This window comes from Martinezella rhizogenes, from assembly GCF_027460065.1.
GTDB classification, from domain to species: domain Bacteria; phylum Pseudomonadota; class Alphaproteobacteria; order Rhizobiales; family Rhizobiaceae; genus Agrobacterium; species Agrobacterium rhizogenes_C.
Genome location: NZ_JAPYZZ010000006.1, coordinates 61,640 through 80,453, shown reverse-complemented (window position 1 = coordinate 80,453; position 18,814 = coordinate 61,640). Strand labels below are relative to the sequence as shown.

Sequence of the window (18,814 nt, the reverse complement as noted above, 5' to 3'; positions counted from 1 at the left end):
ACCTCGAAAGGAAACAATCATGGCCAAGCTCGCACCCTCCTCTCGCCAGTCCGCCCGCGTCGTGCAACTGCGCAAGGGCGCCACCGTCGAAATGGTCCGGCTGACATGCCCGGACGCCAGCCAGGCGCTGAAGATCGCCGAGAGTTTCGGCACGGCGGTCATCGACAGCGACGGCATCCGCGACCTGCATGAACGGCTCGTCATCGAGACCGCCGATGCGCTCGGCGACGGCCTGGGCGACAAGGCCATGCAGATCCATCTGCAGCGGATCGTCGGCGCCTTCGTCGGCTCCGCACACGGCGCCGGGCAATTCTACAGCCGCGCCGTCACCGAGGCGCGCGATGCCACGGCCAAGGCCGCCAACGATGCCCGTGACGAGGATCTCGATGGTCCCGTCGGCTATGACAGCGCCGCCCAGCGCAAGCGTGAATTCGCCGCCGACATGGGCATACAGGCCCATTCGCTCAGAATGGCGGCCGAAGGCGCCGTCGCAGCCTACGCCCAGGTGATCGGCGAAACCTGGAAACCTTTCGACCGCCCGGTCGAGCAGCCGGGTCACTCGCTGGGCCGCAAGGCCGCCGAAGCGCAGATCTCGGCCTTCGACTAAGCCATGCCGGCGGGGCTTCGACCCCGCCCTTCGACAACCGCCAGAACGGCCGGTTCCCTGACGGAGCCGGCCCATTTTCGTGTTGCTGACGCGGCCAATCGGGAACGGAAATCAGGCAAATGACACGCCCATCGCGGCCCGTTCCGTTCGTCGGGTCTGCAGGAGCTGCCGGCATATGCAACGGCTCCGCCGTCCTCCACTGAAGTTCCGGCCGTTCCGGTGCATCCGCCGGCTGATCTGCTCCTGCCTTCTGCCCTCCGCAACGGGCCGCGATAGGCGCGGCCTCAAAACGGAGGCTGAAGATGAGCAATACGGAAAAACAGCGGGTCGATCTTTATACCCGCATCACGGATAGAATCGTTGAGGATTTGGCGAAGGGCGTGCGGCCGTGGATGAAGCCATGGAATGCCAAGAACACGACCGGCCGTATTAGCCGGCCGTTGCGTCATAACGGGCAGCCGTATTCCGGCGTCAACGTGCTGCTTCTCTGGTCGGAGGGCAGCGCCCGGGGATATACGTCATCCACGTGGATGACGTTCAAGCAGGCCCTCGAACTGGGTGCTGCCGTCCGCAAAGGCGAGACGGGTGCCACGGTCGTCTTCGCCAGCCGGTTCACAAAGTCCGAAACCGACGGAAACGGCGGCGAGGTGGAGCGGGAAATCCCCTTCCTGAAAGCCTACAGTGTCTTCAACGTCGAACAGATCGACGGACTTCCCGACCAGTATCGCCACCAGCCGGTTCCGGTTCTCGATCCCGTCGAGCGGATCGAGCATGCCGACCGGTTCTTTCGCAACACCGGTGCTGTGATTCGCCATGGTGGGAACCAGGCCTTCTATGCGCCGGCCGCCGACATCGGCCAGATGCCGCCGTTTGAGAGCTTCAACAATGTTGCAAGCTACTATGCGATCTTGAGTCACGAGGTCACGCACTTCACGGCGCCGGCGCATCGCCTCGGCCGCGACCTCAGCCGCTATGCCAAGGACAAAACCGAGCGAGCGCGAGAGGAACTGATCGCGGAACTCGGCAGTTGCTTTCTGTGCGCCGACCTCGGCATTGTTCCTGAACTCGAGCCCCGCCCCGATCACGCCTCGTACCTCGACTCCTGGCTCAAGGTCCTGACCGACGACAGACGGGCGATCTTCCAGGCGGCGGCGCATGCGCAACGGGCCGTAAGTTTCCTGCACGCCCTGCAGCCCGAAACCGCCGGCGAGCGGCTCGCTGCCTGAGGGCCATCAGCGTCGGTCGTTGGCCTCGCCAGCGGCCGGCACCTGTTCAGGCTTCAACGCGGAGAGCGTGTCAGGATCGGCCGTAAGGTCCAGTTCGCCCCAGATCGAGGATTTCCGGTCGATCGGCTTGAGCTTCCGGGACGGCTTGATTTCGACGATAAACGGCTTTGGCTGCTGACGCATAGATCCTCCAGGCGACGATTCGCGAGCACGACGATAGCCCGTAGAACCGCCAACGCAACGCTCTTGTTCGGCTGTTCCCGGACGTTTGATTTTGGCATGTGGACCGGGCAGCGGACCCGCTGTAGCGGGGATCCGGCAGACAGTCGCGGCGCAGCTGCCATCGCCATATACGTTTGGCCGCTGAGAAAGGCCACGTCCTTCGCGGGCTCGATGAGGCATGTCTGATCGAAGACCGGCTTCGCCTCGATCGTCCTCCCGCAACGGCCTTCCAAAACTTTCTTCCCCTGAGCGCGATGCGCCCATTCCTCGCGGAACAACAAAGTTTCTCCTGGCCGCCCTCCATTCCATTCCGGCCCCCCTGGTGCGGTCCGATCGTCCCCGATCCTTGCGACAGCCATCGAGATCCTATGAGTAGTGGCGGCGATCTGTTCTGATCTGGTTGACGTCAATGCCGTTGCGGAAGGGAGCAGGACGATGTCGCAAGATAATGCTCATGCAGCAGGTACTCCTCATAGGGAACTAGGGGCGATATTCGCCTCAATCGAATTGAGCAAAAAGACGTGGCTGCTAACCACGATGTCACCGGGCGCCGGTGACAAGATATCCCGCCACATTATCTGCGGAGGCGACATTAGCGCTCTCTTCGCCCAGCTTACGGCCTTGAAGCGGAAGGCCTACGACCGAACCGGCCATCAATGTCCATTCGTTATCATCCAGGAGGCCGGCCTCGACGGCTTCTGGGTTCACCGCGCGCTGACTGAAGAAGGCTATGAAAGCCATGTTGTCGACGCAGCCTCTATTGCTACATCACGGCGCAAGCGGCGGGTGAAGACCGACAGGTTAGACGGAGAGACTTTGATCCGCGCATTGCTGGCATTCAAACGCGGAGAGCCGCGGGTCTGCTCGATGTTGCGTGTTCCGAATCCGGATGAAGAAGATCGCCGGCGCATCGTCCGGGAGCGGAAAGTTCTGATGGAAGAGCGTATCCGACACAGCAATCGTGTCAAAGGTCTGCTCTTCTCGCAGGGCATCACCGGTTACGATCCCTTGCGTCGCGATCGACGAGAGCAGTTGGAGATGCTTCGTACCGGCGACGGGCGACCGTTGCCCCCAAACATGAAGCGGCAGGTCCTGAGAGAGTTTGCCCGCATGGAGCTGCTGATTGATCAGATCAAGGAGGTCGAGGCAGAGCGTGACGACATGCTCATCGAAGAACGACAATCTACGCGAGAGGTGGCTTTGCTGTCTAAGGTCGTTGGCATCGGGCCCGAGTTCGCCGCTGTGCTGTGGGGCGAGGGTCTGTTCCGGCACTTCGACAACCGGCGACAGGTTGCCGCGTATGCGGGCTTAGCACCAACGCCGTGGCAGAGTGGCTCGATCGATCGGGAACAGGGGATCGGCAAGTCCGGGAATCCTCGGCTCCGATCAACTTTGCTGGAGATGGCCTGGCTTTGGCTGAGGCACCAGCCATCGTCAACGCTCAGTCGCTGGTTCAATGAGCGGGTTGCGCAAAACGGCGGCCGCTTCAAGAAGGTGATGATCACGGCGCTGGCGCGTAAGCTGGTGGTGGCACTTTGGAAGTACGCCAGCGCGGGCGTCTTGATCGATGGCGCGGTAATCAGGCCGTGACCACGTAAGCACATACCAGTTCGGCACAGGCCTGATCAGCCTCGCCGGAACCAGGTGGACGACCGAATTGCGGCCTGGCTTCAAACGCCGTCATCGAGAATGGTCTCGTCCTCCTGAGCCCTCGCCGCCGCAGGCGGGATTGTGGTGCGGCCGTTGGAACGGCGACCGGATATGAGGTTGATACGTGCGTGGCGCGGATCAGAAACGGGCTCAGACCAAGGTTCACCGGGCGAACTCAGATCTGCCAGCAGTGCCGGCTCACGATTGGAAGTCCATTGCCAGCATCGTTCTCGCGAGACCGGTGTCCGGAAGCCGCCCCTTGCGACCTCTCTTCAGGCGGGTCTGACGCCAATCTGTCCTGATCCTGCAACGGCTTCGCCGAACTTCTTCCCCTGCAGCTTTGCTGCATTCCTCGCGAGACAACAAGTCCGGCTTTCGCCGTCCTGCGCTAGCGCTGCGGTCCCTATGGGATGCAGTCGGCCAGATCGGCGCCTCACGACCGCTATCGAGGTCGCAAGGGGCGGCTTCGGCAACTCAGTAAGGAGAACGACAATGGCTACCATCGGCACCTTCCAGCAATCCGGCAACGACTTCAGCGGCGAGATCGTCACCCTTTCCCTCCAGACCAAGAACGTCCGCATCGTTTCCGATACGCGCTCCAACGGCGACAACGCTCCCAGCCACCGCGTATTCGTCGGCCGCATCGAAATCGGAGCCGCTTGGTCCAAGCAGTCCAACGAGGGCCGCAACTATCTCGGTCTCAAGCTCGACGACCCAAGCTTCACCGCTCCGCTCTACGCCAATCTGGTCGAAGACGAGGACGGCAGGGCCTTCAGCCTCATCTGGTCGCGGCCGAACCGCCGCTCCGGTGACTGACCTCTCCCAGTGTGACGCCCCGTACCTGGGGCGTCACAAAAAACTCCAACCCCGCCGCTCGAACAGCAACTTGACGAGTGGCGCCTCATATGAGGCCGCGATGGGCGCGGCCCGAAACAGCAAGAGGAATACGACAATGGCAACCATCGGCACCTTCACCACCTCCGAAACCGGCTTCAACGGCTCGATCCGCACGCTCGCCCTCAACGTCAAGGCCCGCATCGCACGCGTCGAGAACCCCTCCGACAAGGGCCCGCACTTCCGCATCTACGCCGGCAATGTCGAGCTGGGGGCGGCCTGGCAGAAGCGCTCCGAGCAGGACCGCGATTACCTCTCGGTCAAGCTCGACGACCCGAGCTTCCCCGCTCCGATCTACGCAACGCTCACCGAGGTCGAGGGCGAGGACGGCTACCAGCTGATCTGGTCCCGGCCCAACCGGGACTGAGATCCGGACAGGCCCCGCCACTAAGGCGGGGCCTGACCCGCTTCATCGCGTGGCGTTAAACAGAAGAGCTTGATTGCGCGACCGAGCAAACGTCGGTCCTGAACATCGAGAGAGCCGTACGAACTGCGACTCAGCTTGATTTTAACGGCACAGAATGCTCCGATGGTGTCATCCATACGATAGTTCGCGAAGCAGGCAGTACAGAGGAAATCTCATGCCGAACGGCACAGTCAAATTCTTCAATGACGAAAAGGGTTTTGGATTCATTTCCCCGGAGGATGGAGGGTCGGACGTATTCGTTCATGTTTCTGCTCTCACTCGAGGCGGATCACTTAGACAAGGAGATAAGGTCCGCTTCGAGATCGGTCAGGACCGTAGGACGGGAAAGACGAAGGCCGAAAATGTCTCCGTGCTCTAGCCAGGCGGCGGCTCGCCTTGCAGGACGAGTTCCTCTGGGTCAAGAGTCCACGCTTGTTGCGAAGAGATGACGACCCTCGAAACTGGTACAGGGAGAGTTATGGATCCGACGCTGAAATATGTGCTCAAATCGCCGATGACCTGGTGGTCGATGACGCCGCCCGTCGTCGTGTTCTGCATCACTGTATTCGTTAAACAAGCGATCGATGCACCCGCTTTCTTCGATACAATTTCAATTGCGCTCCTGGCCTTGGCATTCTTCCTATCCATTCTTGCCGCGTTCTTTCAAGTTGCGCCGTCTTCGGTGACCTCTCGCGAAGTAAAATGGGCAAACCGCAACGCAGCAGCGCTCTACAAGATCCCGATCACATTCGAAGAAGTCGACTTTGTTCCCCCGCTCTTGACACGCGTGGCAGCGTTTTCCGGCGGAAAGAGGGAGCGGCTAAGCGTTGGCCAATTGCGGTTACTACGGGTGTAGCTAGCCCACGATCCAAGCAGCGCGGGCCGTAGTCGAAGAGGATGGCGGCTATCAGCTGATCTGGTCTCGCCCCAACCGGGACTGAGATCTGGACATGCTCCGCCGCCGAGGCGGGCCGACCTGCGACGAGACAAGCCGACGGCAGGCATCGAGCCTGCCGTCGGCTTTTTCGGTGCGATACGGAACCGGAATATATCTGCTCAGTGGATGCTATCGTGCCGGGAAGAAATGCCGGCCTCGAGGACGAGCGGTTACCCCCAATTTTGCCTCCGCTCCGGTTCCCTCCACTCCAACAAAATCGGCTCCCCCACTCGCCGGCTCCGCCGGTCGCTTCCGCGCTCCTTGACCCCGTCATCTCTTCCCGCCCCGCCGTCTCGTCTTTCACGAATTCAAGGAGATGAGACGATGACCATTGAACAACACCTCGAAGAGCTGCGCGCCGAGTTGAGGAACGCCTGCGACGCCGTCGAGCGGCGCCAGATCGAAGCGGAGCTTCAGCTCACCCAGGCCGATCTGGCCGTGGCGCTTGCCGAACAGGACGGCATCATCGAAGCCGAGCCGCCCTTCTGAGGCGGCTTTTCTTCTTGTTATGTGAGCCGGTCCGCCGGATCGACCGGCCTCTCGGCTGTCAGGGATTTCATCCCTCGACACTCCCCCGGCTCACGCCGGAGACGGTCGCGGTCCCTCCGGGCCCGCGGGTCTCTTCTCTCTCTGACGTCCCATTTTACTCCAGCAAATCCGGCGTCAAGGACGGCGTCTCCCCCAATTTTTCCGCCGCTGCGCTTCCCGAAAAAATCGGTTCCCCCGCTTGCGCGCCGCGTCCCGCGGTCCTTGACCCCTCTTTGCCACAGAGTGGCCGATCTCTGTCATCAAGATGAAGGAGATCACACAATGACATCTGACCAGAACCTTGCGCTCTATACCAAGCTTGCCGGTTTCCGGCTCGTCGTCCTGGCGGACCGCTCCGGCTGCGATACCGAAGTCTCGCGAGAGGTCCATGATCGACTGCTCGAAGGGCTCGAGGCGGCTGGCGATCGTATCCGGACCATCATGGCATTGGAGCAGAGCGTTCTTGCCGGCGACGACGAATATGCCGGGTACCTGCTGGAAGGTGAGACCGAGATCTTCGGGCGCTTCACCATCATCCTGCTGGATGAGCTCGACATTGATTTCGACACGCACGAATACCGCATCAACAGCGGCGATTGGTCCAGCGCTTTGACGGCGGACTATACCGGCGTCGACATTGACTATCCGGAGCTGATTGCGCTCACCGATGACGAACTCGGCTCACTTGCGCCGATCATCAAGGATATCACACGGGAAACCGGTATCGCGGTAAGTGCGTCCCGTGTCAGCTACGCCAGGTGCGAAGGGTGGTGACCGTAGCAGAGTTGCTACCTTTTTATTTGACAGGGTGCGAAAACGCCTGGAGGATGACGGAATGATGATTTTTGCTGCAACCACGACGACCACCACCGCCTTTGGGCGGAAGGTCGGTGCGTGAGCGTATTGCAATAATACCGGCAACCAACCCCGCCGGTTTGTGCGGGGTTTTTAGTGTTCTCGCATGTCCGGCTCCATAAGGAAGGACAAGCATGAAATTGTATCTGTCGTCATATCGCATGGCAGATTATCCGGAGAAACTGGCGGAGATCGCCGGAAAAAAGCGTGTCGCCATTATTAGCAACGCACTAGACTTCATCCCTGAGGAGGCTCGCCGGAAATACGAGTCCGAAGTCTATGATCCCCCTAGACACTTTAGCGCTCTCGGATTGGCGGCGGAGGCATTGACCTGATGGATCAGCCGGAGCAACTCGCCGACGTCGTTTGGACCGGCATGGGTCTCGTCGATTTCTGAATTATGCCCCATTATCGTTCCGATCATCCGGAAGCCTGTTTAGCTGAAAGGGCCGTCGCTTACATGCAAGCTAATCAACTTCCGCACTTGGTGATGGAGGACGGTGATGTCTACTTCGCGTCCGATGAGACTGGCAGCCTGCTGCGTAGGCGGCCTTGGCGGCAAGTCGTCTACGTCCGTTCCGATCCGATGGTGCATCCCTCCCCTTCGGTCCGCGCTCTTACCCCGTCGTGCCCGCAATCAACCAGCAGATCAACATGTGACAGCTCGCTCAATTGATCACAGCCACCGGCATCGATGCGCGCGGACGGTAGCCACGCTTTCGTTTCTGTCGGAGCAGATCGAGAAACAACTGCACAGCCTCCTCTTCTCGACCGAAATGATGGATCATCATCTGCCCACTGGTCCCGATGCGGCCCCACTTGCGTAGGAGACAGACCTCTCCGAAGAGGTTGGGTTCGATCGACATGGCGTAGTAGCGCGCCATGTTCTTTGAGGCATCCGAACGTTCGATGTAGAGATGGTACGGTTGCGAGATCATGAACAGAAAATCGCTGATCCCGGAAATCGCGTCCAACGACAGTTTTGAATCGTTGAAGGCTGATCGATTCATTGCTGTGATGTTTCGCAAACCTTAGCGATTATTTGGGTCGGGCCGCTGAGCCGCACGGCTCTATTTGCGGGCGCTCCCGGACGCTGAAAGTGCTCTCCGTACATCCGCGTGACGACCCGCGTGCAAGGGCGCGCAGCCATCCTTATCCGACCAATCGAAATGTCTGCGGCGCCTAGGATGCGGTTCCGGAAGTCATCCAGAGGACGAATCCGGTGGCATCGTTAAAGCTTTAATTTAATTTTCATTCTCTCTGAATAATTATTGCCTTGTAGGTATGTTGGACGATGCGAAGTCATACGGATCGGGCTCGATTCCTCTGTCGCAAGCAATCTTCCGCGACAGTGTTCGTGGTAAGAGAGGAGGCAAAAGACATGGCAAAAATTATCGACTTTCCCTCGCAGCGCGCGGGTGGTGTGAAGGAGCATGTACCGCTCGACAACGAGGATCCGGTAGATGTGCGGTTTCGTAAGGCTGCCGACAGCCTGCTTGGTGTCCTCCGGCAAGCCGAACGAGCACAAGCGGCCATTCTCGCATACCAAGCCGTGATGAAGAAAAATCAGAGCGAAATGGCTCCTCACGCACACAGCCAGGATGGGGTTGAAAGTCCGGCACCACCCCGTGGACTATCGCAGCAACAATCTCCGAAATTCGTTGGATGACTGAAATTTTTCGACGAGTTGGTGCTCGCCGCCGCCCTAAAGATATGTGAGGGAAGAGACCGTGCTGGCTTTCATGAGAAGAAAACAATTCGCTTGTCTGCTAGGGGCGGCCCTCCTCCTTGGCCATGGTGCCATGGCCGAAGACGTCGATCTGATGACCGGTGTGGTGCCTCGTTCAGGCGTTGAAGGCACAATATCAGCTGGTCAATTCAAGAAGCCGAGCCCTTGGAAAATCGGGATGAGCCACTTCGGCGTCAACGCCAATACATGGGCAAGTCAAATGGCTGCCGAATCGCAGGCAGCTGCCAAGAGCGATCAACGCATCTCGCAGTTCGTGCTCCTCGACGCCAATCTCAGCCAGGCCAAGCAAATTGCGGATATAGATGAGCTGATTGCGCAGAAGGTAGACGCCATCATTGTCACGCCTGTTTCACCGACATCAGCCGACGCCGGCATTGAGAAAGCAGTCGCCGCTGGCATTCCAGTCATCGTGCATACCGGTCTCACCAAAACCGACAAATACACCGTCGATATACAGGGTGGCGGCGAGAATTTCGGAAAGGTTTCGGGAGATTTCCTGGTTAAGGAACTGGGAGGCAAGGGCAATATCTGGGTTCTGCGCGGACTTCCAACACATCCCGAAGATATCAATCGCTACAAGGGCCTGCTCGAAGCCATAAAGGGAACTGATATCAAGATCGTTGCCGAGGATGCCGGCCTCTGGTCGTATGATTATGGCCACAAGGTGTGTGAGACATTCTATCTCGAAAACCCGAAGGTCGACGGCATCTGGTCATCTGGCGCTGACATGAGCCGCGCCTGTATGGATGTCTTCCAGCAATATGGCGCAAAAGTTCCTCCGATTACTGGAGAGGTAAACAATGGCTTTCTCCAGAAATGGATCGAAAGCGGGGTTGATGCTATTGCAACCGAATACGGGCCAGAGCAAGGAGCAGCCGCAGTTCGCGCCGCCGTCGCACTGCTTGAGGGAAAGGCCATCCATAAACGATATGTTTATGAACCTGACGGCTGGAACCTTGAGAAGGCAAAAGCGAACTATCGTGCGGACCTATCAGAGAAGTTCTGGATGCCGAGCAGCCTGAGCAGCTCAGACCTCAAGGCTCTCTATGGCAAACCGTAAAGTACTCGTTGGCACAGATTCCAGGCCGGTCGGCGAACCCTAAACGTCGATGTCGGCAGTATCACTATTTTACCACTCTATCGAGCGTGGCAGGGCCAGCGCGCCTGCGGTCGCCCCGATTCCAAGGAGCCGTCTTAAATGACACCAGCAGCAACGAAAACCAAAGACAGACGCAGTTTCGGAATTGCCGGACGGTTGACGACGGCCTTTGTCGGCATTGCGACCTTGGCAGCCATCGCCGGCGCTTCCTCATCCTGGTATTCGCTGGAGAGTTCCGGCATCGTCAAGGGACTGGGAGATCGAACGCTTCCGACCGTAACCGAATCTCTGGCCTTTGCTCAAGAAAGTGCTCTTCTTCTCGCCGAGGCGCCCAACCTTGTCTACGAGCCGGATCTTGCTTCGCTTGATGGAAACTCGAAGCGCCTGGAGGCCATCCTCGTTAGTCAAGGTGGTCGACTGATGACTTTGCGCAACCTCGGAGTGGCTCCCGAACTCCTGGATTCGGTCGAAAAGACGAGCCAAACCCTGCAACCAAAACTGCAGCAGCTCACCGGCATATCGAGCGAGCGGATCAAATCCAAGTTCCGCATACATGAGGGCATGACCCGCGCTCTGTCGCGATACAAATCGCTGGCGTCGGTGCTTCGCAACGCTCAGGCCGGAGCAGCGGATAGTAGTATCGAGCGATCGCGCGCTCTGACTGACCTCCAGATGGCGGCCGCGCAGGTATCGACACTTATATCGGCCGTACCGGATGCATCGGAGTCCGAACTGCCGGTCATCAAAGATCAATATGATGCCACCGGCAAGGAAATTGACGGCATACTCGCTCGACTAAAAGCTTCAGGCGGAAGTGCTGCGATGCAGGGACTAGTAACGGCTCTCTTAAGTGAGGGCAGCGGCCCCGAAGGGCTATTTGCGCTTCGGTCCGACCAGGCCAAAATCGATGGCCAGATCGCAGACATGTTGAATGATTTGACTGTAACCTCCATCATCCTTGGGGTGGATGTTAAATTGATTGCGGCGAAGGAAAAGCAAGCCGCCCGAAATGCCGCCGAATTGTCTCGGGGAATGACTCAACAAACCGTGGCCGTCAATGCGGCAACGAGCGGCTTGGTGATTGCAGCGGCTCTCACGGCCCTCTTCTACGTCCGGCGTTCCGTGACGCGGCGGCTCATCAGGCTTGCGACGGTGATGGGCCGTCTCGCAGCGGGCGACCATTCCACCCTTGTCCCTGTGACCGGCCGCGACGAGATCACCTACATGGCCGGCGCCGTTGAAGTGTTCCGCGCCAATGCTGTCGCCAACATCCGCCTCGAACAGGAAGCAGAGGAACAGCGCAACCTCACAGAAGAGGACCGGCGTCGTAAGGCTGAAAGCGATCGCGTTCGGGCGGAAGCGATGGCGCAGGCCACGCATGGTCTCGGCGACGGGCTGAAGCACCTTGCTGCCGGGGATCTGACCTATCGGCTTTCCCAGCCCTTCGCGGCCGAATTCGAAACGCTGCGCGCCGATTTCAACGGTGCAGTCGGCCAGCTTGCCGAGACGTTGCGGTCCGTTGCCGATACGGCGAACGGCATCGACAATGGCAGCCGCGAAGTCAGTGCCAGCGCCGACGACCTCTCCAAGCGGACTGAGCAGCAGGCCGCGTCGCTGGAAGAAACGGCTGCAGCCCTCGACCAGATCACCGTCAATGTCGCCAATTCGTCCAAGCGCGCCGACGAAGCTCGCACGATCGCCGCCCAAGCCAATGCCAGCGCCGCTCAATCCGGGCATGTGGTGGCGAGCGCCGTCGATGCCATGGAGAAGATCGAACAGTCGTCTAACCAGGTATCCAACATTATCGGCGTCATTGACGAAATCGCCTTCCAGACCAATCTTCTTGCACTGAATGCCGGTGTCGAAGCGGCGCGGGCCGGCGAGGCCGGCAAGGGCTTTGCCGTAGTCGCGCAGGAAGTACGCGAACTGGCGCAACGCTCCGCAAAGGCTGCCAGGGAGATCAAGGATCTCATCCGAAACTCATCGGTCGAGGTGCAGAACGGCGTCAAGCTCGTCAGCGAAACCGGCGCGGCCCTGAAAACGATCGAGGGCTACATTGTCACCGTCAATCAGCATATGGACGCAATTGCGACATCCGCCCGCGAACAATCGGTGGGTCTTTCGGAAGTGAACACCGCCGTCAACCAGATGGATCAGGTCACCCAGCAGAATGCGGCGATGGTCGAGGAGAGCAATGCAGCAAGCGCGACACTTGCCAGTGAGGCCGGGCGGCTTCGTGATCTCATCAGCCAATTCCAGTTCGGCGATGCGGTACGCCGGCCGGCTTCGATCACCGAGGTTAGCCCATTCAACCGGCCCATCGCATCGCCGGCGCGTCGTATTGTAGGTGCTGTTGCCAAAGCCTTTTCCGGTAACGCCGCCGTCAAGCAGACCTGGGAAGAGTTCTGAGCAAGGTATCGTCGACATCCTCGCCAAGGGGAACGGATACGGGTTCAGGTAGTGAAAGAGGGTGCGCAACGCGCACCCTCTTTCACTTAGATTCCACGGCTATCACCGCGGACGCGGACGCGCTCGTCAAAATTCCGTGTCAGCCGCTCCGTGTCATTTGCCACCTTCGGCAAAATCTCTTGTAGTGCCTTGTTGTTCTCTTTCGGCAAACCGGATCGGGCGCCCCGCGCCTCGCTGCCTGTAGTTCTTTGCTCTTCTCTCGCGACTACATAGGGTTCCGTAGTTTTCCAGCGATTGGCTTTTGTCCGATCGGACAACCGGATGATTGAGGTCTCATTAGCGATACTGGCTTGTGCGCGCGGTAGTTGGAACGATTTCAATGAGTTCTTCAGCTCAGTATGGCTCGGTTCAGAGCTCCGCTGTAGTTCCAGCGTTTTGGTCTGCACGATCGGCTTGGCAGCACCACGTGCGACCAGAACTTCCTGACGCTTCGCGATCCGATCGAGAGCGGCTGTGTAATCCGGAAGGGAGGGGAATTGGCGCCGATAGAGATCGCTGCCCGGCGTGCTCAGTTGGGGGGCCAAGATATCTTTGCAGGGCATATATTTCTGTGTGGTAAAAAGTTTTGTCCGCTCGTCGGCCTTACTCAGCAAGGCACCGTTGGCATTAGCGCCGTGAATGGAATTGTGCAAGAGATAGACCTGGTCAACCCGCCAACCATTATTGTGGTTTTTGATTGCACCGCCAGAGCCGATGATGGTGTCGGGGCCCTCGATTTTGTAGCCTTTGACACCTGTGTCACCATGCTTGCCAGTATTGGCTACGAAGGTCTTGCGCCCGCCGTTGCCATCTAGAGTGAAGGTAATGAATTTTCCTTTGATCTCTTCAACCCGGCCAGCTTCGCCTGCAAACACATTGCTGAAGCTGTGGGTGATACTGAGCCTGTCGCCGACTCTAAAACGAACCTCCTTGTTGAACGTCTTAAATGTGAAAGGGTCACCGGTGAGGCGGCCTGATTCGAGACCTCGATCTTCGATCTTCTTGGCCAGTGCATCTACATCAACACGCCGGTTAGCATAGAGCGCGCGGACCTTCCCCGGATCAGCCTTGATATCTTCTTCGTAGGCACTTGCCATCGCTTCCAGGGCCGACCCCGGATCTGCGCTCTCGACAAGTGAGTCGGCTGCGACAAGCGTTTCCACCAGCTTCTTGTAATCGCCGCCCCGCAAGGCCTCCACAATGGATGTTTGTGAAAAGTGACGCTCGTTGCCCACAACGTCGACGTCTTCTAGTTCCTGGTGATTCGAAGGCAGTATTTTTTGTCCTGAATCTTCGGTCGATCGCTTTTCTGAAAATTTTGAGAGGGTGTCCGCTGATGACGATTCCCAATCTGATTTCTGAACATCTTGTTGGTGGACTGTGGCACCAAATTGGGAACCGGCCGTACTGGTGTCGTGATCGAGGCCCGCGTAGATCGGTTGAATTCCGTTCGCGACAGATCCAGCCAAGTTCAATCGTTCGAACAAGGGGATGATATCTTCAACAGCTTCGGCAGAACTGATCGAATGCCGCGCCATTTTTTTACATGGTTCGATTTCTTCGTTCGTCGCGCCGCGCTTCCTTTTCTCAACCGCGATCTGCGGCTTCGTTTCCGTTGCGATCCAAGCCTGGTGTCTTCCGTGGGCTGAGGCGTTAGCCGGCAATCCTGGCCGATAGAATTCCGGTCGCATCTGCTCTTCAGTCGTGATGGCGGACGCCTGCGATACCTCTAAATCAGTGGCTCTTGGATAAAGGGGCGCGACTTCCAGCATTTCCACATCAGCTGTGGATGGCCCGAGAAACTGTTTCTCTCCAACGGAGCTCTCTTGTGTAGCCGGAAATGAACGGGGAGTCGTTGGAGAGATTTCCATCCTATCGACTGGCCCCAGCAACTGCTCGTTCGAAATCGACGAGCGCTCCTGGCGGGCAGGATGTTCGGACACTGGGAATTGAATGGAATTATTAGGTGCGATTTGCTGAGTGAGCTTTGCACTGAGAGCTTGAACGTTGTTTGCCACGAGAGGAGAAGCAATGACGTCGAGACGACCGCGATGCCTCGTCAAGCCGACATAAGTCAGCTTATCTGAAAGAGCGCCATCGCAGATGAGGATGGCGTGATCAACTGTGGCCCCCTGACTCTTATGAATTGTAGCGGCATAACCGTAGGTAAATCCTGTAAACTCACTATCGGTCCAAGTGACTATTCGTGAAGATCCGTCAAGCCTTGCACTGATACGGACCGCCGCATGTGTGCCATTCTCATCTCCGGAAAGTTCTGCGCTACGAAGTCCGACTACAGTTGCAAAAGTACCATTCCGAATGTCGGCCTGCAGGCGATTTTCACTGAACAGGATTCTGTCTCCCAAGGCGAGATTGATCCTTTGCTGAACCTGTCTCGACGACCCATCATCTATTCCAAATTCAGAATTTCCCCCATCCATTACGCTTGACCACACGCTTATTTGCTGGTTTTGCAATCCCGATTTATCGACAAACCTCTGATGAAGAGCGATATTGGCGCGGTTAACACTCCTGTTGGAGTGTGCCATCACAAGACGATCATCCACCGGGTATTGATCGCAAACTCCATTCATCTGCTCGAGCATACGGTCGATGATTTGGTCTGATGCCCTCACGTTCGCGCCGCTCGAGCCTGCAGATACAAAACGGACATGGCCCCTTTTTTGAAGCGCTGTGAGATAGTTCCCGACGGCGCTCCGGGCATCGTTTCGTATGTCACGTCCGAGCTTTTCGGTTTCTAATCGCGATGCCTCATCGAGTTGTCGAAGCGGCTGGACGAGTTCATAGCAACCGGCTTGCCGCATGATCGTCGGAAGCAGATCACCGGGGCCAACCGGAGGCAGCTGACGATCGTCCCCCACGCAGATAAGTTTCGGCCTCTCGGTTGGTTGGTAGGAATTGGCACTTGCGATCTTGTGGATTAGCTGCGCAATCTCCTGCGTCTTGACCATTGACATTTCGTCGATGACGACAATGGTATTTTTTCCGATAGTCCGATCCTTCGCCTTAAACGTCGTCGCGACGTCGCGAAGCCCTTTCTGACGAAGCTCCTGCGCTGCCCTATTTGTGGGTGCGAAGGCAACCAGCTTTATTTGCTCGGCCGCCAGCGCTTCAACGTTGAACCGGTCCACCGCTTCGTTCAGGGCTCCAAGTACACTTGTTTTAGCAGAACCCGCCACGCCTACCATGGTGGCAGCGCGATTAGGCCTAGACAGATAGTGTAGGGCTCCTCTGAGCTCCGGTGTGAAACTGCCTCTGTCGGCGACCGTATCAACAATGGTTCCTGGAACGCCGAAGCTTTCTTCCGCCGAAAGATTGCTGACATGCCGTACAATATTCTCTTCCGCATTTCTAAGTTCGGTTGAGGTATAGAGAGGTTGGCCATCGGGTGATCCAAGCTGAGTAAGCATTTCGCTTGAGGCGACCTGCTCGAAAAGTCGATCGATTTCTTGTGCAGGTCGTTTGAAGCGCGTGAGTGCCCGGGCCGTCGAAATCTTAAGTTGGTCTTGTCCGAAGACCGCGTTGCGGTTGGAGGCGTGGTTTACGACCCACTCCACAATATCGCTCTGATCCAGCCGCTTACTGGACTGGCTGGGTTCCGCCTGCGATCGCGCCGGCACAGATGTGTCAATAGCGGCCAATCCGGGATCGGACATCATAATGTCATCGACTGGCATGCTTGCCGCTCCTATTCTTCTCACTTTTCAATCTGTTTGGTGATCACTCATTCAAGGATGCGCAGTCCGGTAGGTGCTAATTCAGAGCGCAACAAGCATCCGCTGAAGTCTCAAAGTCTATTGGATGGAGCATGGCGATCATCAAAATCCAGACGCCAGGCCAGCTGTGCCGCGCGGCTCTCAAGTATTTTTGACGAAGGATTTAATTCGTTGACCTGAGATGAACATCTTCTCGACGATATGATCCATTGCGAGAACTATAGCTCGGCATCAGGCAGTTCTCTACATATCGGCATTGTCAAAATCGCTACAAATGAAATTGAGAGTGTTACATTCGAAGGCGGAGTGTCGCAGTTTTCTAAGCGGCAGCGTCTGGATCGTTGGTTCTATGGAACCTGTTCGTTCCGACGCACGCTTTCATGTCATCTCGCCGGAACCAGATCGCACGGCCGCACCGAAGTGGGGCATTCCCTGCCGTGAATACGATCTGCTCGTCGGCGCGCATGCGAAGCACCTCGTGCGGTTGGATCAACGGCCGTGCGGCCAGTTGCTTCGATCGCGTCCGCGACGATCCTTTCATTTGTGAACTACGGCTGACCTGGTCGATCTCGACTGTCGTCATGCCGCAGCGCCGAGAAATGTAGTCGGCGGTTTCGGGATCGTTGATCGCCGCGAAACTGATCCAGCTCGCGCTCTCGAACCATTTGCTCGAGGCGTCACGTCCGCCATAGGTTTCGCGCATCTGGCCGATCGACTGGTAGATCATGACAAGGGTGATGCCATACTTGCGGCCGGCGTCGCGCGCAGTTTCCAGGATCCGCATGTAGCCAAGCCTCGCCACCTCATCGAGAAGGAAAAGCGCTCGACCGGGCATCACCCCATTGCGGTTATAGATCCCGTTGAGGAACGAACCGATGATGACACGCGCCAAGCCGGCATGCGTCTCCAAGGTCTTGAGATCGATGTTGATGAAGAAGTCGGTGTTGCCGCCGGCAATGTCATCGGTCGAAAACGTCTTTCCGGAAACCAGCGCGGCATAGTTCGGATAGGAAAGCCAATGGGTTTCCTTTATCGCATTGGCGTAGACGCCGGAGAAGGTTTCGGGCGTCATGTTCACGAAGGCCGCGACGTTCTCCTTGACGAAATCCGAGTCCGAATTGTCGTAGATTTCCTGCAGGCGTTGGCGCAACTGCGGCTCCGGCTCGGAGAGATTGGCGCGAACCTGGCGAAGCGTCTGGTTCTCCTTCGCCGTGTGGCCTGAGAGACAAATGTCAGCGATCATCGCGGTGAGCAACTGCAAAGCCGAGGCACGGAAGAAATCGTCGCGAACACCGCGCGTGCCGCCGGTATCGCTCATGATCCATGAAGCGACGGAAGCGATATCCTCTTCCTTGGTGCCGCCGAACTGTCCGATCCAATCCAGCGCATTGAAGCCGGTCTCCGCGTTCCTGGGATCGAGCACGAACAAGTCACGATCCGCACTGGTGCGATGGGCCGAGACCATCGGGGCAACCTCGTTCGACGGGTCGAGAACGATAAGGGACCTGGCCCATTTGAGCGCAGTCGGGATCGTCACCGACGTCGTCTTGAAGCCACCGGAACCGGCAAACACGATGCCATGTGATGAGCCGAACGAGCCGTCGAAGCACAGGAGCGGCGACTTGCCGCCGAGACCCCATGTATCGGGATGGTCAGCGCGAAACGCGCGCATTCCTACGCTGTCCTTGTCGACGCGATATCGTTCGCCGATGACGATGCCGCCAGCCTCCGAAAACAGGTTGGCCGCTTCCTGCATCTTCATCCAGTCGGCCTCGCCGTGCAGCGCCCGCTTGCCGCGTATGCGTTTGGGCTCAGCACTGGCGAAGGCCGCATTGCCGGACAGCGCGACGCGCATAGCAAAGCATGAGGCCATCGCCGCCGCCGCGGCTCCGATCAGTGTCGCCGGATCGACATAGGAGAGGATCGACTTGTCGACCGGAACCTGGTTTGCGAATGCCGATAGCCTGATCGCCTCGCGAGCGATGGCGACAACGATCGTCGCTAGCCCTCCGGCGGCGACGCCCCATCCTGCTGTCTTGATCCTGATCGCGCCGACGCTCGCGAACAGGAAAACGATGCCAATGACCGCCGCGGCGACATAAGGCAGGGCAATGCCGGCGCGGCCGAGCGTCTGCCGAGCAGCCTCCGTCTTTCCGAAGTCGGACAGCCAGTGTTCAACCCCGGTCAATCCGATCGTGACCAGGAACATCAGCGCGACAGGTACGATGAAGAGCATGATCCTATTCATCTGTCTTGAAGGCCTCTACTCCGATCGCGAACAGCCGCGAGCGTTCGGTGTCGTCGGCTTTGAGCCGTTGGCTCAGCTCGATCAGCGCGCCCAGCAGAAGCGCTCGCTTCTCGTAGCGAAGACCGGCTTTGACGATCAGGCCGCCAAGCTCGATTTTTTCCCGCGTGTCCTTCTTGCGGGCGTCGGATGTGGTTGTGCGTGCCATCC

At 58.1% G+C, this 18,814-nt stretch carries 18 protein-coding genes; 13 read left to right on the top strand and 5 right to left on the bottom strand.

Annotated features, from left to right (window positions below; all coding sequences use genetic code 11):
• Nucleotides 1-19: 19 nt before the first annotated feature.
• Complete coding sequence (locus O8B93_RS11425; RefSeq protein ID WP_269710078.1) at nucleotides 20-607, top strand: hypothetical protein; 588 nt, start codon at nucleotides 20-22, stop codon at nucleotides 605-607.
• A gap of 302 nt (nucleotides 608-909) precedes the next feature.
• Complete coding sequence (locus O8B93_RS11420; protein WP_269710076.1) at nucleotides 910-1,833, top strand: ArdC family protein; 924 nt, start codon at nucleotides 910-912, stop codon at nucleotides 1,831-1,833.
• A gap of 6 nt (nucleotides 1,834-1,839) precedes the next feature.
• Here O8B93_RS11420 and O8B93_RS11415 read toward each other — a convergent pair whose 3' ends face one another.
• The gene (locus O8B93_RS11415; RefSeq protein ID WP_269710074.1) at nucleotides 1,840-2,016 is read right to left on the bottom strand and encodes a hypothetical protein; all 177 of its coding nucleotides are present in this window, start codon (nucleotides 2,014-2,016) and stop codon (nucleotides 1,840-1,842) included.
• A 474-nt stretch (nucleotides 2,017-2,490) separates the two neighbouring features.
• Between O8B93_RS11415 and O8B93_RS11410 the strand changes: the two genes are divergently transcribed.
• The 8 genes from O8B93_RS11410 to O8B93_RS11375 all read left to right on the top strand — a co-directional run bounded on the left by O8B93_RS11410 (nucleotide 2,491) and on the right by O8B93_RS11375 (nucleotide 7,660).
• Complete coding sequence (locus O8B93_RS11410; protein WP_269710072.1) at nucleotides 2,491-3,645, top strand: IS110 family RNA-guided transposase; 1,155 nt, start codon at nucleotides 2,491-2,493, stop codon at nucleotides 3,643-3,645.
• Nucleotides 3,646-4,197: 552 nt separating this feature from the next.
• Nucleotides 4,198-4,521 (top strand): DUF736 domain-containing protein, encoded by a 324-nt coding sequence (locus O8B93_RS11405; RefSeq protein ID WP_269710070.1) that lies wholly within the window; start codon nucleotides 4,198-4,200, stop codon nucleotides 4,519-4,521.
• Nucleotides 4,522-4,657: 136 nt separating this feature from the next.
• On the top strand, nucleotides 4,658-4,966 hold the full coding sequence (locus O8B93_RS11400) for a DUF736 domain-containing protein (RefSeq protein ID WP_011427400.1): 309 nt from the start codon (nucleotides 4,658-4,660) through the stop codon (nucleotides 4,964-4,966).
• A gap of 214 nt (nucleotides 4,967-5,180) precedes the next feature.
• A complete protein-coding gene (locus O8B93_RS11395; protein ID WP_269710063.1) occupies nucleotides 5,181-5,384 on the top strand; it encodes a cold-shock protein in 204 nt (67 codons plus the stop codon).
• 99 nt (nucleotides 5,385-5,483) lie between these two features.
• Entirely contained in the window at nucleotides 5,484-5,861 is a 378-nt protein-coding gene (locus tag O8B93_RS11390; protein WP_269710061.1) for a hypothetical protein, read from the top strand.
• A gap of 405 nt (nucleotides 5,862-6,266) precedes the next feature.
• The gene (locus O8B93_RS11385) at nucleotides 6,267-6,431 is read left to right on the top strand and encodes a hypothetical protein (RefSeq protein ID WP_269710059.1); all 165 of its coding nucleotides are present in this window, start codon (nucleotides 6,267-6,269) and stop codon (nucleotides 6,429-6,431) included.
• A gap of 321 nt (nucleotides 6,432-6,752) precedes the next feature.
• Nucleotides 6,753-7,244 carry a hypothetical protein gene (locus O8B93_RS11380; protein ID WP_269710057.1) on the top strand — a complete coding sequence of 164 codons (492 nt, stop codon included), beginning with the start codon at nucleotides 6,753-6,755 and terminating at the stop codon, nucleotides 7,242-7,244.
• A 215-nt stretch (nucleotides 7,245-7,459) separates the two neighbouring features.
• Entirely contained in the window at nucleotides 7,460-7,660 is a 201-nt protein-coding gene (locus tag O8B93_RS11375) for a hypothetical protein (protein WP_269710055.1), read from the top strand.
• A gap of 333 nt (nucleotides 7,661-7,993) precedes the next feature.
• Here the strand turns inward: O8B93_RS11375 and O8B93_RS11370 are convergent, their stop codons facing one another.
• Nucleotides 7,994-8,263, bottom strand: coding sequence for a WGR domain-containing protein (locus tag O8B93_RS11370; RefSeq protein WP_309568504.1), 270 nt, complete (start codon nucleotides 8,261-8,263; stop codon nucleotides 7,994-7,996).
• A 443-nt stretch (nucleotides 8,264-8,706) separates the two neighbouring features.
• Here O8B93_RS11370 and O8B93_RS11365 point away from each other — a divergent pair, with 443 nt between their 5' ends.
• The 3 genes from O8B93_RS11365 (at nucleotide 8,707) to O8B93_RS11355 (ending at nucleotide 12,583) form a co-directional block, all read left to right on the top strand.
• Nucleotides 8,707-8,994, top strand: a complete 288-nt coding sequence (locus O8B93_RS11365; protein WP_269710052.1) for a hypothetical protein — start codon at nucleotides 8,707-8,709, stop codon at nucleotides 8,992-8,994.
• 61 nt (nucleotides 8,995-9,055) lie between these two features.
• On the top strand, nucleotides 9,056-10,135 hold the full coding sequence (locus tag O8B93_RS11360) for a substrate-binding domain-containing protein (protein ID WP_269710050.1): 1,080 nt from the start codon (nucleotides 9,056-9,058) through the stop codon (nucleotides 10,133-10,135).
• A gap of 138 nt (nucleotides 10,136-10,273) precedes the next feature.
• Nucleotides 10,274-12,583, top strand: coding sequence for a methyl-accepting chemotaxis protein (locus tag O8B93_RS11355; RefSeq protein ID WP_269710048.1), 2,310 nt, complete (start codon nucleotides 10,274-10,276; stop codon nucleotides 12,581-12,583).
• An 86-nt stretch (nucleotides 12,584-12,669) separates the two neighbouring features.
• Here O8B93_RS11355 and O8B93_RS11350 read toward each other — a convergent pair whose 3' ends face one another.
• The 3 genes from O8B93_RS11350 to traD all read right to left on the bottom strand — a co-directional run bounded on the left by O8B93_RS11350 (nucleotide 12,670) and on the right by traD (nucleotide 18,812).
• Nucleotides 12,670-16,320 carry an ATP-dependent DNA helicase gene (locus tag O8B93_RS11350; RefSeq protein ID WP_269710046.1) on the bottom strand — a complete coding sequence of 1,217 codons (3,651 nt, stop codon included), beginning with the start codon at nucleotides 16,318-16,320 and terminating at the stop codon, nucleotides 12,670-12,672.
• Nucleotides 16,321-16,678: 358 nt separating this feature from the next.
• On the bottom strand, nucleotides 16,679-18,607 hold the full coding sequence (gene traG / locus O8B93_RS11345) for a Ti-type conjugative transfer system protein TraG (RefSeq protein ID WP_269710045.1): 1,929 nt from the start codon (nucleotides 18,605-18,607) through the stop codon (nucleotides 16,679-16,681).
• Nucleotides 18,600-18,812, bottom strand: coding sequence for a type IV conjugative transfer system coupling protein TraD (gene traD, locus O8B93_RS11340; RefSeq protein ID WP_269710043.1), 213 nt, complete (start codon nucleotides 18,810-18,812; stop codon nucleotides 18,600-18,602). The genes traG and traD overlap by 8 nt, the downstream gene beginning before the upstream one ends.
• Nucleotides 18,813-18,814: the final 2 nt, after the last annotated feature.

What these genes read in the sequence shown, in the direction of transcription:
- O8B93_RS11415 (WP_269710074.1), bottom strand. Translation starts at nt 2,016, where the DNA reads ATGCGTCAGCAGCCAAAGCCGTTTATCGTCGAAATCAAGCCGTCCCGG.
- O8B93_RS11410 (WP_269710072.1), top strand. Translation starts at nt 2,491, where the DNA reads ATGTCGCAAGATAATGCTCATGCAGCAGGTACTCCTCATAGGGAACTA.
- O8B93_RS11405 (WP_269710070.1), top strand. Translation starts at nt 4,198, where the DNA reads ATGGCTACCATCGGCACCTTCCAGCAATCCGGCAACGACTTCAGCGGC.
- O8B93_RS11380 (WP_269710057.1), top strand. Translation starts at nt 6,753, where the DNA reads ATGACATCTGACCAGAACCTTGCGCTCTATACCAAGCTTGCCGGTTTC.
- O8B93_RS11400 (WP_011427400.1), top strand. Translation starts at nt 4,658, where the DNA reads ATGGCAACCATCGGCACCTTCACCACCTCCGAAACCGGCTTCAACGGC.
- traD (WP_269710043.1), bottom strand. Translation starts at nt 18,812, where the DNA reads ATGGCACGCACAACCACATCCGACGCCCGCAAGAAGGACACGCGGGAA.
- O8B93_RS11370 (WP_309568504.1), bottom strand. Translation starts at nt 8,263, where the DNA reads ATGATCTCGCAACCGTACCATCTCTACATCGAACGTTCGGATGCCTCA.
- O8B93_RS11350 (WP_269710046.1), bottom strand. Translation starts at nt 16,320, where the DNA reads ATGCCAGTCGATGACATTATGATGTCCGATCCCGGATTGGCCGCTATT.
- O8B93_RS11365 (WP_269710052.1), top strand. Translation starts at nt 8,707, where the DNA reads ATGGCAAAAATTATCGACTTTCCCTCGCAGCGCGCGGGTGGTGTGAAG.
- traG (WP_269710045.1), bottom strand. Translation starts at nt 18,607, where the DNA reads ATGAATAGGATCATGCTCTTCATCGTACCTGTCGCGCTGATGTTCCTG.
- O8B93_RS11375 (WP_269710055.1), top strand. Translation starts at nt 7,460, where the DNA reads ATGAAATTGTATCTGTCGTCATATCGCATGGCAGATTATCCGGAGAAA.
- O8B93_RS11390 (WP_269710061.1), top strand. Translation starts at nt 5,484, where the DNA reads ATGGATCCGACGCTGAAATATGTGCTCAAATCGCCGATGACCTGGTGG.
- O8B93_RS11420 (WP_269710076.1), top strand. Translation starts at nt 910, where the DNA reads ATGAGCAATACGGAAAAACAGCGGGTCGATCTTTATACCCGCATCACG.
- O8B93_RS11355 (WP_269710048.1), top strand. Translation starts at nt 10,274, where the DNA reads ATGACACCAGCAGCAACGAAAACCAAAGACAGACGCAGTTTCGGAATT.
- O8B93_RS11395 (WP_269710063.1), top strand. Translation starts at nt 5,181, where the DNA reads ATGCCGAACGGCACAGTCAAATTCTTCAATGACGAAAAGGGTTTTGGA.
- O8B93_RS11425 (WP_269710078.1), top strand. Translation starts at nt 20, where the DNA reads ATGGCCAAGCTCGCACCCTCCTCTCGCCAGTCCGCCCGCGTCGTGCAA.
- O8B93_RS11385 (WP_269710059.1), top strand. Translation starts at nt 6,267, where the DNA reads ATGACCATTGAACAACACCTCGAAGAGCTGCGCGCCGAGTTGAGGAAC.